Consider the following 12,914-nt stretch of genomic DNA (forward strand, 5'->3'; position numbering starts at 1 on the left):
AGGGGGCAGATGGCGGAGGGCGCCGGATACGACGGAGTGAGCGACCAGGACCTGCTCGCCCGCCATGTGGAAGGCGACCCCGATGCCTTCGGTGAGATCGTGCGACGGCATCGGGACCGGCTCTGGGCGGTGGCGCTACGGACGCTGGGGGACCGGGAGGAGGCCGCTGACGCGGTCCAGGACGCGCTGGTGTCCGCCTACCGGGCCGCGCACACCTTCCGGGGGCAGTCGGCCGTCACGACCTGGCTGCATCGCATCACCGTGAACGCCTGCCTGGACCGGGCCCGCAAGGCCGCCTCCAGGAAGACCGCTCCGGTCGACGACACCGAGCGGCTGGAACAGCTGCTGGAGCCGCACGAGGCGGCTTCCGCTCCGGCCGAGCGGAACGATGTGCACCGTCAGCTCCTCGAGGCCCTCGCCACGCTTCCGTATGAGCAACGAGCGGCTCTGATCCTCGTGGACATGCAGGGCTACCCCGTGGCCGAGGCCGCCCGGATCCTCGATGTACCGACGGGGACCGTGAAGAGCCGTTGCGCCCGAGGCCGGGCCAGACTTCTTCCGCTGCTCACCCATCTGCGGCCCGGCAATACCGATGACGAAAAAGAACCCGGGCCGGGACGGAACCGGGTGCAAGGGAAATCCGTCCCACCTGCGACGGATCCCCATGACAAGGGTCCTGGGGGTACGGGTCCGAGCGATTCAACCGTAGTGAAGGGCGGAGGTGGGCGAGCGTGACTTCCTCGACAGACACGGCCGGGCACCCGGACGTCGCCGAGATCTCCGACCTCACCGAAGGCCTCCTCCCACCGGATCGAAGCACGGAGGTACGGCGCCACCTGGAAGGGTGCGAGCTCTGCGCGGACGTGCATTCCTCGCTGGAGGAGATCCGGGGGCTGCTCGGCACCATGCCGGGACCGCCGCGGATGCCGGCGGATGTCGCGGGGCGTATCGACGCCGCCCTTGCCGCCGAAGCGCTGCTGGCCTCCACCGCACCTGAAGCTCTGACCGCGCCCCTCCTCGTTTCCGAAGAGCCGGCCCGCACCAGTAGTCGTGTTTCACGTGAAACATCGGTCCCGTCGGACCGCCCCCTCGGGCGCCCCAGCGGATCCACCGGCCCGGGGAGGAAGGGACGCGAGCGCGCTCGGCGCCGCAGGACAGTCGCCCTGGGTGCCGTTCTCACCGCCGCCGTCCTGGGAGCCGGGTCCCTCGTCCTCCAGTCGCTCATGGGTGGCGGAGCCGATACGACCGCTCACGGCCGACCGACACCGGCCACCAGCGCGTTCTCCGGGGACAGCGTGCAGAGCCAGGTGAAGGACCTGCTCGCCACGAAGAAGGACACAGAGCCGGACTCACGCTCCGGCATCGACTCCCAGCAGAACAGCCCCGGGTCCACCCAGAGCGCGAACACACTGATCCAGACCCAGCCCTCGGTTCCCGACTGCGTCCGTAAGGCAATCAACAGCAGCGAGGCAGTCCTCGGCGCCAAGACCGGTACCTATGCCGGCAGGAGTGCCTATCTCGTCGTGATGCCCGACGTCGGCGACAGCACCCGGGTCACGGCCTATGTTGTCGACGCGGACTGCGTCCACCAGGCCACTTCGTCCGTCGGCAAGGTCCTGCTCAAGCAGTCTCTCCCTCGGACCTGAGTCGGTAGAGGATTCATCTCCGGCTGTGCGGTCATCCGTACCGTGGGCGATCCCCGTGTGCCCGGACACAACGGGAATGCGCGCCCCTTAGGATCCGTTGGGTGGGGTGAGAGTTCTGAAAGGGGCTCCCACCGGTCGACTGACACAGACCAGAGACGAGGAACCAAGCCGTGAGCGACGTCCGTAACGTGATCATCATCGGCTCCGGGCCGGCAGGCTACACGGCGGCGCTCTACACCGCGCGCGCGTCGCTGAAGCCGCTGGTGTTCGAGGGGGCCGTCACCGCCGGTGGCGCGCTGATGAACACCACCGAGGTGGAGAACTTCCCGGGCTTCCGCGACGGCATCATGGGTCCTGAGCTGATGGACAACATGCGGGCGCAGGCCGAGCGCTTCGGCGCCGAGCTGATCCCGGACGACATCGTCTCCGTCGACCTGACCGGTGAGATCAAGACCGTCACCGACACCGCGGGCACGGTCCACCGGGCGAAGGCCGTGATCGTCACCACCGGCTCCCAGCACCGCAAGCTCGCCCTCCCGAACGAGGACGCGCTCTCCGGCCGGGGTGTCTCCTGGTGCGCCACCTGTGACGGGTTCTTCTTCAAGGACCAGGACATCGCCGTGATCGGCGGTGGCGACACCGCGATGGAGGAGGCCACCTTCCTCTCGCGGTTCGCCAAGTCCGTGACGATCGTCCACCGCCGTGACACCCTGCGCGCCTCCAAGGCGATGCAGGAGCGTGCCTTCGGTGACCCGAAGATCAAGTTCGTCTGGGACAGCGAGGTCGCCGAGGTGCAGGGCGACCAGAAGCTCTCCGGTCTGAAGCTGCGCAACGTCAAGACCGGCGAGCTTTCCGACCTGCCGGTGACGGGCCTGTTCATCGCGATCGGCCACGACCCGCGCACCGAGCTGTTCAAGGGCCAGCTGGACCTGGACGAGGAGGGCTACCTGAAGGTCGCCGCCCCGTCCACCCGCACCAACCTGACCGGTGTCTTCGCCGCCGGTGACGTGGTCGACCACACCTACCGGCAGGCGATCACCGCGGCCGGCACCGGCTGCTCCGCCGCCCTCGACGCCGAGCGCTTCCTCTCCGCCCTCGCGGACGAGGACAAGGCCGAGGCCGCCGCCACCGCCACCGCCTGACCTTCCCTTCCCCGCCTCACCGCAGAAGATAAGGAGCCCACCGTGGCCCTGAAGAGCACGACCGACGCGTCCTTCGACGAGGACGTCCTCAAGAGCGACAAGCCCGTCCTGGTGGACTTCTGGGCCGAGTGGTGCGGCCCGTGCCGCCAGATCGCTCCGTCCCTCGAGGCGATTGCCGCCGAGCACGGCGACAAGATCGAGATCGTCAAGCTGAACATCGACGAGAACCCGGGCACGGCCGCCAAGTACGGCGTCATGTCCATCCCGACCCTCAACGTCTACCAGGGCGGCGAGGTCGTCAAGACGATCGTCGGTGCCAAGCCGAAGGCTGCGCTGGTGCGTGACCTCGACGAGTTCATCGCCGAGTGACGTTTCACGTGAAACACGAATGGGCCAACCCTTCTGGGTTGGCCCATTTGCATGAGGCCCTCAGCTGACACCGACCTCTACAGCGGCCGCAGCACCGGTTCCTTCTGTACGGCCCCCAGCAGCCGGTCGAGCGCCATCTCCACGTCTTCCTTCCAGGAGAGCGTCGAGCGCAGCTCCAGCCGCAGACGGGGGTGCGTGGGGTGCTGCCGGACCGTCTTGAAGCCCACGGCCAGGAGATGGTCGGCCGGCAGCAGACAGGCGGGTTCCCTCCAGCGGGCGTCACCGAACGCCTCGACCGCCTTGAAGCCCCGGCGCAGCAGATCCTTGGCGACCGCCTGGACCATCACTCGACCCAGCCCCTGCCCCCGGTAGCCGGGCATGATGAACGCCGTCATGAGCTGGACGGCATCCGGTGAGACCGGACTCGTGGGGAACGCCGTGGAGCGCGGGACATAGGCCGGCGGCGCGTAGAGAACGAAGCCCACGGGGATGTCGTCCACGTAGACCACCCGGCCGCACGAACCCCAGTCCAGCAGGACAGCGGAGATCCAGGACTCCTTCTCCAGCGCGGAGGTGCCCGCCTTTACCGCGGCTTCGCCGCTGACGGGGTCGAGCTCCCAGAAGACGCACGAGCGACAGCGCTTGGGAAGGTCCTGAAGGTTGTCCAGCGTGAGCGGTACGAGCCGACGCCCCATGAAGGCTGTTCCTCGCTTCCTTCGCCCGCTGCGTCGCGAGCGGCTGTCAGAACGCTCCGTTCCCTGAGCAGGCTGCCGACAAATCCGCCGACGGCCCCAAGGCCCAAGCCAGCGCTCACCAATCCGGTGCGGCTCATCGATCGCATGGCCCCTGTCTCCCCACTCAGAGATCCGCCAGGTGGATGCGCCTACCCCATCCGCATCGTATCCACGAAGCGATTACCTCGATACCTGCCTCAAAGCAAAGAGCGAACCGCTTTCCGGTACACACCGGATGCGATCCGCTCCCCTGCCCCCCCTCCGGCGGGACCGCCGGAGGTTCAGTCGTCCTGTTCCTCGGAGTCGCCGTCGTGGAGACCCTTCTGCAGGACCGGCCCCTCGCCCGGGGCGAGGCTGCCGAGAATCCGCTCAAGATCCTCCATGGAGGCGAACTCGACGGTGATCTTGCCCTTCTTCTGACCGAGGTCGACCTTCACCCGGGTTTCGAAGCGGTCCGACAGACGGGTTGCCAGCTCGCTCAGCGCCGGGGAGACCCGGGCACCGGCCCGCGGGCCCTTGGAGCGCTGGGTCGTCTGGGGCCGCGAACCCATCAGAGTCACGATCTCCTCGACGGCCCGCACCGAGAGGCCCTCGGCCACGATGCGATGCGCCAGCCGGTCCTGCTCGTCCGAGTCCTCGACGGACAGCAGCGCCCGGGCGTGACCGGCGGAGAGAACCCCGGCGGCGACCCTGCGCTGGACCGCCGGCGACAGCTTCAGCAGCCGCAGGGTGTTGGAGACCTGCGGGCGGGAGCGCCCGATGCGGTCCGCCAGCTGGTCGTGCGTGCAGTTGAAGTCCTTCAGCAGCTGGTCGTAGGCGGCCGCCTCTTCCAGCGGGTTCAGCTGCGCCCGGTGCAGGTTCTCCAGCAGGGCGTCCAGGAGGAGCTTCTCGTCATCGGTGGCCCGGACGATGGCCGGGATGGCCTCGAGGCCGGCCTCACGGCAGGCCCGCCAGCGGCGCTCACCCATGATGAGCTCATAGCGGCCGGGACCCAGCTGTCGTACGACGACGGGCTGAAGGAGACCGACCTCCTTGATGGAGGTGACCAGCTCCTGCAGCGCGTCCTCATCGAAGACCTCACGCGGCTGGCGCGGGTTCGGCGTGATGGCATCGAGGGGCAGCTCGGCGAAGTGGGCGCCAACCGGAGGCACGGGAGCCTCCGCGGCAGGGCTCACCGACGGCTCCTCGGTTTCATGTGAAACAGGCGGCAACGTGGCCACCTTCGCCGCCGCCACCCCGCGGTCGGTCGTCAGCACCGGAACCGCTGCCGGAGACGTGGACGTTCCACTCCCCATCGCGGCCGGAGCCGGGTTCTTCTCGGTCGGGGCAGCAGGGATCAGCGCGCCGAGTCCACGGCCCAGCCCCCTCCGTCGCTCGCTCACTGGATACCCTCCACCATGCTCGGGTCGTTCTGGGCGCCGATGTGGGCCTGGCTGGCGTCATAGCTGACGCCGATGCCCTTCAGCGCGATTTCTCGGGCCGCCTCAAGATAGGAGAGGGCACCGCTCGATCCAGGATCGTAAGTCAGCACCGTCTGCCCGTAGCTCGGCGCCTCGGAGATACGGACTGAGCGGGGAATGCTCGTCCGCAGCACCTCGTCGCCGAAGTGAGTGCGCACCTCTTCCGCGACCTGCGAGGCGAGACGCGTCCGGCCGTCGTACATGGTGAGCAGGATGGTCGACACATGCAGGGTGGGGTTGAGGTGCCCCCGCACCAGGTCGACGTTGCGCAGCAGCTGACCCAGTCCCTCCAGCGCGTAGTACTCGCACTGGATGGGGATGAGGACCTCCTGGCCCGCGACGAGCGCGTTGACCGTCAACAGGCCCAGCGAGGGCGGGCAGTCGATGAGGATGTAGTCCAACGGCTGCTCGTACGCTTGGATCGCCCGCTGCAGCCGGCTCTCACGGGCCACCAGGGACACCAGCTCGATCTCCGCACCGGCGAGATCGATGGTGGCAGGGGCGCAGAAGAGGCCTTCGACGTCAGGGACGGGCTGGACAACCTCAGCGAGCGGCCGGCTCTCCACCAAGACGTCGTAGATGGAAGGCACTTCCGCGTGATGATCGATACCCAGCGCCGTGGACGCATTGCCCTGGGGGTCGAGGTCGATCACCAGAACGCGGCCACCATGCAGAGCCAGCGAAGCGGCAAGGTTGACGGTCGTCGTGGTCTTGCCCACGCCGCCCTTCTGGTTGGCGACCACGATGACTCGGGTCTGCTCGGGGCGCGGCAGGCCTTCGCCGGCTCGGCCCAGAGCCTCCACCGCCAGTTGGGCAGCGCGACCGATGGGAGTGTCGTCCATCGGGGGCGGTGTTTCACGTGAAACATCCGCCCCCATCGACTCGGTACGGGGACCGGGGACCGGATCGGTCATCGGTCCCGCGATGTTGGCGTCGGACCGCACGGATTCACTCTCCTCGACTTCAGGCTCGCAATGAACAGAGCCTCCCATGTCTTCGGGGTCGTGAACCAGTGAGGCCTGGTGTTCTGTGGAGAAATCCACCTCTGTGGACAACTCCGGTGCCTCCCCGAGTGAACCGAGAGGCTTCCGGTCGCGAGGTTCGGCCGCGGCGCGGCCGCGACTGATGATGCCGTGCAGCAGTGAGCGACGTTTCACGTGAAACACGATGCACAGCGACGGCGGCCGGACCTTCGCGACACTCCGGCTTGCGCACGTTTGGCAGCTTGTGTGGAGTACGTCTCGTCGTCAGGGCGGATCAGAGATGCCTGCCTCCAAGGCCGACAACACCGATCTCGCATATCAGCGACGTCGCCGTACCCGCCCCGTCCGGGCCGCCTTGGCCCGCTTGGCCGCGAAACGCACACCGCCCGGGCTCTCTCCCACCTCGACCCGCACGACCGTGGACGGGGGATCCACCACGCCCTCGCCCACATGCAGGATCGAGGTCGACACCGCACCGAGCTTGCTGAGCGCGGTGGCCGCCGCCTTCAGCTCCTCCTCGGCGGTGTCCCCCTTGAGCGCGAGCATCTCGCCGTACGGGCGCAGCAGCGGGATGCCCCAGGTGGCCAGACGGTCCAGCGGGGCCACGGCACGGGCCGTCACCACATGGACCGGCGGCAGCTTGCCCATGACCTCCTCGGCCCGGCCGCGCACCACGGTGACGTGATCCAGGCCCAGCAGCTCGACGACTTCGGTGAGGAAGGTCGTGCGCCGCAGCAGGGGCTCCAGCAGGGTGATGTTCAGGTCGTCCCGGACCAGGGCCAGCGGAATACCCGGCAGGCCGGCGCCCGAGCCGACGTCGCACACCGTCACCCCCTCGGGGACCGCTTCCGAGAGCACCGCGCAGTTCAGCAGGTGCCGCTCCCACAGGCGGGGCACTTCGCGTGGGCCGATCAGGCCACGCTGCACGCCCGCCTCGGCGAGCAGCTCCGCATAGCGGACCGCATCGGCGAAGCGATCACCAAACACTTCCCGCGCCTGCTCGGGCGCGGGGGGAAGCGCCGCTGCCTCCGTCACGGGGACCGTCCTTCCGTACAGCGCCGGCGCTTCGCGCACCGACCACCAGAACTACCAGGCTGACAAAGTTCGGCCCCGTCTGCGGGCAGACGGGGCCGGTGAAACGTGAGGGACCGATCAGGCGGGCAGCACGACGACGAACCGCTGCGGCTCCTCGCCCTCCGACTCGCTGCGCAGCCCGGCGGCCTTGACCGCGTCGTGCACGACCTTGCGCTCGAACGGGGTCATCGGCTTGAGCTTCACGGGCTCGCCGGTGTTCTTCACATCGGCGGCGGCCTTGGCACCCAGCTCGGACAGCTCAGTGCGCTTCTTGGCGCGGTAGCCCGCGATGTCCAGCATCAGACGGCTGCGGTCGCCGGTCTCCCGGTGCACGGCCAGGCGCGTCAGCTCCTGCAGTGCCTCCAGCACCTCGCCGTCACGACCGACCAGCTTCTGCAGGTCGCGGCTGTTGGTGTCGCTGATGATCGACACGGAGGCGCGATCGGCCTCGACATCCATGTCGATGTCGCCGTCGAGGTCGGCGATGTCCAGCAGACCCTCCAGGTAGTCCGCCGCGATCTCGCCCTCCTGCTCCAGGCGGGTGAGGGTGTCTGCACCCTCGGCAGCGGCGGAGGTGGTGCCTTCCGTCACGGGATGGGCTCCTTCTTACTTCTTGGACGGGGACTTGGGCCGCTGCGGGCCACCCTTGCGCTGGCCGGACTGGGCCTTGCTGCGGGTGCCGGAGCCGGGCTTCTCAGGCTGCTTGGCAGCGGCGGGCTTGGCGTCCTGCGGCTCGTCGGCGTCGGACTTCTCCAGGGAAGTGGCCGATGTCTCGTCGCCCGCCTGCTTGGTCGGGCCGGACTGGCGCTGAGCCTTGGTCTGACGCTTGGGCTGCTGGCGCCGGGCGGCGGCGGTGGTCGCCGTCGTGCCGTCCTCGGTCTGCGCCACGGCCTGGCTCTCGCTCTTCACCACGGTGCCGTCGGTCTGGGCCGCGAGGCCCGCCTTGCTCAGGCCGTTGATGAACTTGCGCTCGAACTCGTTGCGGTCGCGGCCCTTGGCGACGATCGCCTTGACGATGGTCTTCTCGCTGCGGCGACGGATCTTGCCGTGGTGCGTGACGTGCTTGGTGAGGCGCTCCAGGTAGGCGGCCTGGGCCTTGGAACCCGGGGTCGGGTTGTTGTGGATGACGTACATCTGCTGGCCCATGGTCCACACGTTGGTGGTCAGCCAGTAGATCAGGACACCGACCGGGAAGTTGATACCGAAGACGGCGAACATGATGGGGAAGACGTACATCAGCATCTTCTGCTGCTGCATGAACGGCGTCTTCACCGTGGTGTCGACGTTCTTCGTCATCAGCTGGCGCTGCGTGTAGAACTGCGACGCCGACATCATGACGATCATGACCACGGTCACGACGCGGACGTCGACGACCGAGGCGCCCAGCGCGTGGATCGTCTCGGCGCTGTCCTTGAACTTCGCGGCGAGCGGGGCGCCGAAGATGTGTGCCTTACGGGCGCTCTCCAGCAGCGGCTGGTTGATGACGCCGATGGTCTCGCCCGACGCGATGCCGTTGAGCACGTGGTACAGGGCGAAGAAGAACGGGGACTGCGCCAGGATGGGAAGGCACGAGGAGAGCGGGTTGGTGCCCGACTCCTTGTACAGCTTCATCATCTCTTCGGACTGACGCTGCTTGTCGTTCTTGTAGCGCTCCTGGATCTTCTTCATCTCGGGCTGGAGCGTCTGCATGGCCCGGGTCGCCTTGATCTGCTTCACGAAGAGCGGGATCAGGCAGATACGGATCAGGATCACGAGGGACACGATCGACAGGCCCCAGGCCCACCCGGTGTCGGGGCCGAAGATGGCGCCGTACACCGTGTGGAACTGGACGATGACCCAGGAGACAGGTGTCGTGATGAAGCTGAAGAGGCTGGCAATCGTGTCCACTAATCATGCTCCTTGGGCATGGGACGAGGTCTCTGCGGCCGGGCTCGAGGAGAGCTCGGAGTGCGGCTTCTCCTCGATGGCCGGTTCGGCGGCGGAGGTCCCGCCCTTGCGTGCGCGCCAAGCGTTGCGCAGCAGTTCGTGCCACCGCGCGCGCTTGCGCGGCGGAACATGGTCCACACCGCCGAGCGACCACGGATTGCACCGGAGGATGCGCCAGGCGGTGAGTGCCGTTCCCTTGATCGCACCGTGCCGGTCGATGGCCGTGTAGCCGTAATGGGAGCACGACGGGTAGTACTTGCACACCGGCCCCAACAGCGGACTGATCGTCCACTGATACAGCTTGATCAGAGCCAGCAGCGGGTACTTCATCGCGCGCCCCCTCCCAGCAGCCGCTCGAGGGCGGCATCCAGGTCTCGGGCCAGCTGTGCGTGGTCTGCGTCGCCCGCTCCGGGCAGCGCTCGTACGACTACCAGGCTACCGGGGGCAAACAGGACGACTCGGTCACGCATCAGGTGGCGAAGTCTGCGCTTCACTTGGTTGCGCACGACCGCTCCACCCACAGCCTTGCTCACGACGAAACCCGCACGCGTCGGGGGAGCGCTCTCCCCTGGCGCGTGCGGGTCCGTGGCACCGCTACGAAGGTGGACGACGAGGGTCGGGCGACCTGCCCGACGACCTCGCCGTACCGCGGTCGCGAAGTCCTCGCGCCGCCTCAGCCGGTTCTCGGTGGGCAGCACGACGTCATGACCTGATCGGGATCAGGCGGACAGGCTGGCGCGACCCTTGGCGCGACGGTTCGCGAGAATCGCGCGGCCCGCACGGGTACGCATCCGCAGGCGGAAGCCGTGGGTCTTCGCGCGACGACGGTTGTTCGGCTGGAAGGTGCGCTTGCTCACTCGGGGGCTCCAGAGATCAAATCGGTGGTGGCGGGTGCCGTCCTGGCTGTCACCGTGCGCCCACGAGTAGCTCGCGTCACGCCCGAGTGCACCGCTTCCCGATCACCTGACGTGACCTGTGCCCTTCGGAGGCAGGCGGCAGCAGCCATCGACAACTCGACCTGGTTACGGTACGCGGGGCTACGCCATCCGGTCAAACCGGGGGTCGCCGGGAGACACTATCCACAGGCTGGGGACAACAACTTGAACCGTAGCCGCCGCGCTGACTACCGTGGCTTGACTCCGATTCGTTCCCTTATCCCCGCCCGACCCGATTTTCATCCCGACCCGTCCCACAACCACACGTTCGTGGGACCTGTGAGAGAGCGTGCCCTGTGGCTGACGTACCTGCCGATCTTGCCGCAGTGTGGCCACGAGTACTCGAGCAGCTCCTCGGCGAAGGCCGTGGACAGGGCGTCGAGGCGAAGGACGAGCACTGGATCCGGCGCTGCCAGCCGCTCGCGCTGGTCGCGGACACCGCCCTGCTCGCCGTACCGAACGAATTCGCGAAGAACGTACTGGAGGGCCGTCTCGCGCCGATCGTCAGCGAGACCCTGAGCCGCGAGTGCGGCCGGCCCATCCGCATCGCGATCACCGTGGACGACTCGGCCGGCGAGCCGCCGGCCCCGCAGGCACCGCCCGCCCAGCCGCAGCGGCAGCAGCGCTACGAGGAGCCGGAGCTGCCCTCCGGACCGTACGAGGGCTACGGCCGGCACCGTGCCGCCGAACCGCTCCCGGGCAGCGAGCCGGGCCCCCGCGGGGACCAGCTGCCGACCGCCCGGCCCGCGTATCCGTCCGAGTACCAGCGGCCCGAGCCCGGCGCCTGGCCGCGGCCCGGACAGGACGAGTACGGCTGGCAGCAGCCGCGCCTCGGCTTCCCCGAGCGCGACCCGTACGCCTCGCCGTCGCAGGACTCCTACGGCTCCTCGGGGCAGGACACCTACGACTCGCCGCCCCAGGACTACCGCCCGAAGGGCATGGAGCGCCCGTCGTACGACCAGCAGCGCGGCGACTACGACGCCCCGCGCCCGGAGTACGACCGTCCGGACTACGAGCGCCCGAACTACGACTCCCGCCCGGACTACGACTCTGCGCGCGCGGAGTACGACCAGCGCGACCCCGTCCGCCGTGAACGGCCCGACCAGTCGGCCGGAGCCGGCCCGGTGCACCGCGGCGGTCCCGGCCGCCCGGACCTGCCGCCGGCCGGCGGGAGCGGTGCGCCCGGTCCGCTGGCCGCGAAGCCCTCGCCGGCGAGCGGTCCCGGTGAGCCGACCGCGCGGCTGAACCCGAAGTACCTGTTCGACACGTTCGTCATCGGCGCCTCCAACCGGTTCGCGCACGCGGCCGCGGTGGCCGTCGCCGAGGCACCCGCGAAGGCCTACAACCCCCTCTTCATCTACGGGGAGTCGGGGCTCGGCAAGACGCACCTGCTGCACGCGATCGGGCACTACGCCCGCAGCCTCTACCCGGGCACGCGGGTGCGGTACGTGAGCTCCGAGGAGTTCACCAACGAGTTCATCAACTCCATCCGCGACGGCAAGGGCGACAGCTTCCGCAAGCGCTACCGCGAGATGGACATCCTGCTCGTCGACGACATCCAGTTCCTCGCGGACAAGGAGTCGACGCAGGAGGAGTTCTTCCACACCTTCAACACCCTCCACAACGCGAACAAGCAGATCGTGCTCTCCAGCGACCGGCCGCCCAAGCAGCTGGTGACGCTGGAGGACCGGCTGCGGAACCGTTTCGAGTGGGGTCTGATCACCGACGTCCAGCCGCCCGAGCTGGAGACGCGCATCGCGATCCTGCGCAAGAAGGCGGTGCAGGAGCAGCTCAACGCCCCGCCGGAGGTACTGGAGTTCATCGCCTCCCGGATCTCGCGGAACATCCGTGAGCTGGAGGGCGCGCTGATCCGGGTGACGGCGTTCGCCTCGCTCAACCGGCAGCCGGTGGACCTGGGCCTCACCGAGATCGTCCTCAAGGACCTGATCCCCGGGGGCGAGGACTCGACCCCCGAGATCACCGCGTCGGCCATCATGGCGTCCACCGCGGACTACTTCGGCCTCACGGTCGACGACCTGTGCGGTACCTCGCGCGGCCGCCAGCTGGTCACGGCCCGCCAGATCGCCATGTACCTGTGCCGTGAGCTCACGGACCTGTCCCTGCCGAAGATCGGCGCGCACTTCGGCGGCCGTGACCACACGACCGTCATGCACGCGGACCGGAAGATCCGCGCGCTGATGGCCGAGCGGCGCTCGATCTACAACCAGGTGACCGAGCTGACCAACCGCATCAAGAACGGCTGACGGCAGCCACAGACCGACGCTGAGGGCGCCCTCGGGAGGACATCCCGGGGGCGCCTCTTCGCGTCCGGGTGCGACGACCCTGGCGGTCGCTCCCCGCGTCCGCAGCCGGCCGTCCTCCGCGTCCTCAGCCGCCCGGCGTCAGCGTCCCGGGCGGCCTCCGGCACCCCTCATCGCGCCCTGCCGACGGCTCGTCGCGGCGCCGCGGGTGTTCCTCACCGGCCACCGAGTGTTCGATTAAGTGCCTGGTTACGGCCGCTCTCCACAGATTCGGTGAGTTTCTTCCGTCCACATCCTGGGGACTGTGGAGTTGTCCCGAACTGCGTCCACAGGGAGCTTGGGGAAGCGGCGTCCGCCCAGCTCAGCTGCCTGTGGAATCGTGGA

At 68.5% G+C, this 12,914-nt stretch carries 13 protein-coding genes and 1 pseudogene; 5 read left to right on the forward strand and 9 right to left on the reverse strand.

The features are described from left to right. Nucleotides 1-9: 9 nt before the first annotated feature. The 4 genes and pseudogenes from sigM to trxA form a co-directional block, all read left to right on the forward strand. The gene (sigM, locus tag FB157_RS12515) at nt 10-735 is read left to right on the forward strand and encodes an RNA polymerase sigma factor SigM (protein WP_145878947.1); all 726 of its coding nucleotides are present in this window, start codon (nt 10-12) and stop codon (nt 733-735) included. Next, on the forward strand, nt 732-1,646 hold the full coding sequence (locus FB157_RS12520) for an anti-sigma factor (RefSeq protein WP_145878949.1): 915 nt from the start codon (nt 732-734) through the stop codon (nt 1,644-1,646). The genes sigM and FB157_RS12520 overlap by 4 nt, the downstream gene beginning before the upstream one ends. 170 nt (nt 1,647-1,816) lie before the next feature. Then, nucleotides 1,817-2,788, forward strand: a complete 972-nt coding sequence (trxB, locus tag FB157_RS12525) for a thioredoxin-disulfide reductase (protein WP_145878951.1) — start codon at nt 1,817-1,819, stop codon at nt 2,786-2,788. A gap of 33 nt (nt 2,789-2,821) precedes the next feature. Continuing rightward, nucleotides 2,822-3,157, forward strand: a pseudogene (gene trxA, locus FB157_RS12530) (thioredoxin); the annotation flags it as partial. Nucleotides 3,158-3,234: 77 nt separating this feature from the next. Here trxA and FB157_RS12535 read toward each other — a convergent pair. From FB157_RS12535 to rpmH, 9 genes are all read right to left on the reverse strand, one after another. After that, complete coding sequence (locus FB157_RS12535) at nt 3,235-3,852, reverse strand: GNAT family N-acetyltransferase (RefSeq protein ID WP_145878954.1); 618 nt, start codon at nt 3,850-3,852, stop codon at nt 3,235-3,237. Between the two features lie 320 nt (nt 3,853-4,172). Further along, a complete protein-coding gene (locus FB157_RS12540; protein WP_145878956.1) occupies nt 4,173-5,273 on the reverse strand; it encodes a ParB/RepB/Spo0J family partition protein in 1,101 nt (366 codons plus the stop codon). Then, nucleotides 5,270-6,343 carry a ParA family protein gene (locus FB157_RS12545; protein ID WP_145879422.1) on the reverse strand — a complete coding sequence of 358 codons (1,074 nt, stop codon included), beginning with the start codon at nt 6,341-6,343 and terminating at the stop codon, nt 5,270-5,272. Before FB157_RS12545 ends, FB157_RS12540 begins: the two co-directional genes overlap by 4 nt. A gap of 309 nt (nt 6,344-6,652) precedes the next feature. Further along, complete coding sequence (gene rsmG / locus FB157_RS12550; RefSeq protein ID WP_145878958.1) at nt 6,653-7,369, reverse strand: 16S rRNA (guanine(527)-N(7))-methyltransferase RsmG; 717 nt, start codon at nt 7,367-7,369, stop codon at nt 6,653-6,655. A gap of 117 nt (nt 7,370-7,486) precedes the next feature. After that, complete coding sequence (locus FB157_RS12555; protein WP_145878960.1) at nt 7,487-7,999, reverse strand: R3H domain-containing nucleic acid-binding protein; 513 nt, start codon at nt 7,997-7,999, stop codon at nt 7,487-7,489. Between the two features lie 15 nt (nt 8,000-8,014). Further along, nucleotides 8,015-9,295 carry a membrane protein insertase YidC gene (yidC, locus tag FB157_RS12560; protein WP_145878962.1) on the reverse strand — a complete coding sequence of 427 codons (1,281 nt, stop codon included), beginning with the start codon at nt 9,293-9,295 and terminating at the stop codon, nt 8,015-8,017. Nucleotides 9,296-9,298: 3 nt separating this feature from the next. Beyond that, nucleotides 9,299-9,664 carry a membrane protein insertion efficiency factor YidD gene (yidD, locus tag FB157_RS12565; RefSeq protein ID WP_145878964.1) on the reverse strand — a complete coding sequence of 122 codons (366 nt, stop codon included), beginning with the start codon at nt 9,662-9,664 and terminating at the stop codon, nt 9,299-9,301. After that, nucleotides 9,661-10,032 (reverse strand): ribonuclease P protein component, encoded by a 372-nt coding sequence (rnpA, locus tag FB157_RS12570; protein ID WP_145878966.1) that lies wholly within the window; start codon nt 10,030-10,032, stop codon nt 9,661-9,663. Before rnpA ends, yidD begins: the two co-directional genes overlap by 4 nt. Nucleotides 10,033-10,053: 21 nt before the next feature. Then, complete coding sequence (gene rpmH / locus FB157_RS12575; RefSeq protein WP_015659252.1) at nt 10,054-10,191, reverse strand: 50S ribosomal protein L34; 138 nt, start codon at nt 10,189-10,191, stop codon at nt 10,054-10,056. A 374-nt stretch (nt 10,192-10,565) separates the two neighbouring features. Between rpmH and dnaA the strand changes: the two genes are divergently transcribed. After that, on the forward strand, nt 10,566-12,533 hold the full coding sequence (gene dnaA, locus FB157_RS12580) for a chromosomal replication initiator protein DnaA (protein ID WP_145878968.1): 1,968 nt from the start codon (nt 10,566-10,568) through the stop codon (nt 12,531-12,533). Nucleotides 12,534-12,914 lie beyond the last annotated feature (381 nt).

The organism is Streptomyces sp. BK340 (assembly GCF_007827595.1).
Taxonomy (GTDB): domain Bacteria; phylum Actinomycetota; class Actinomycetes; order Streptomycetales; family Streptomycetaceae; genus Streptomyces.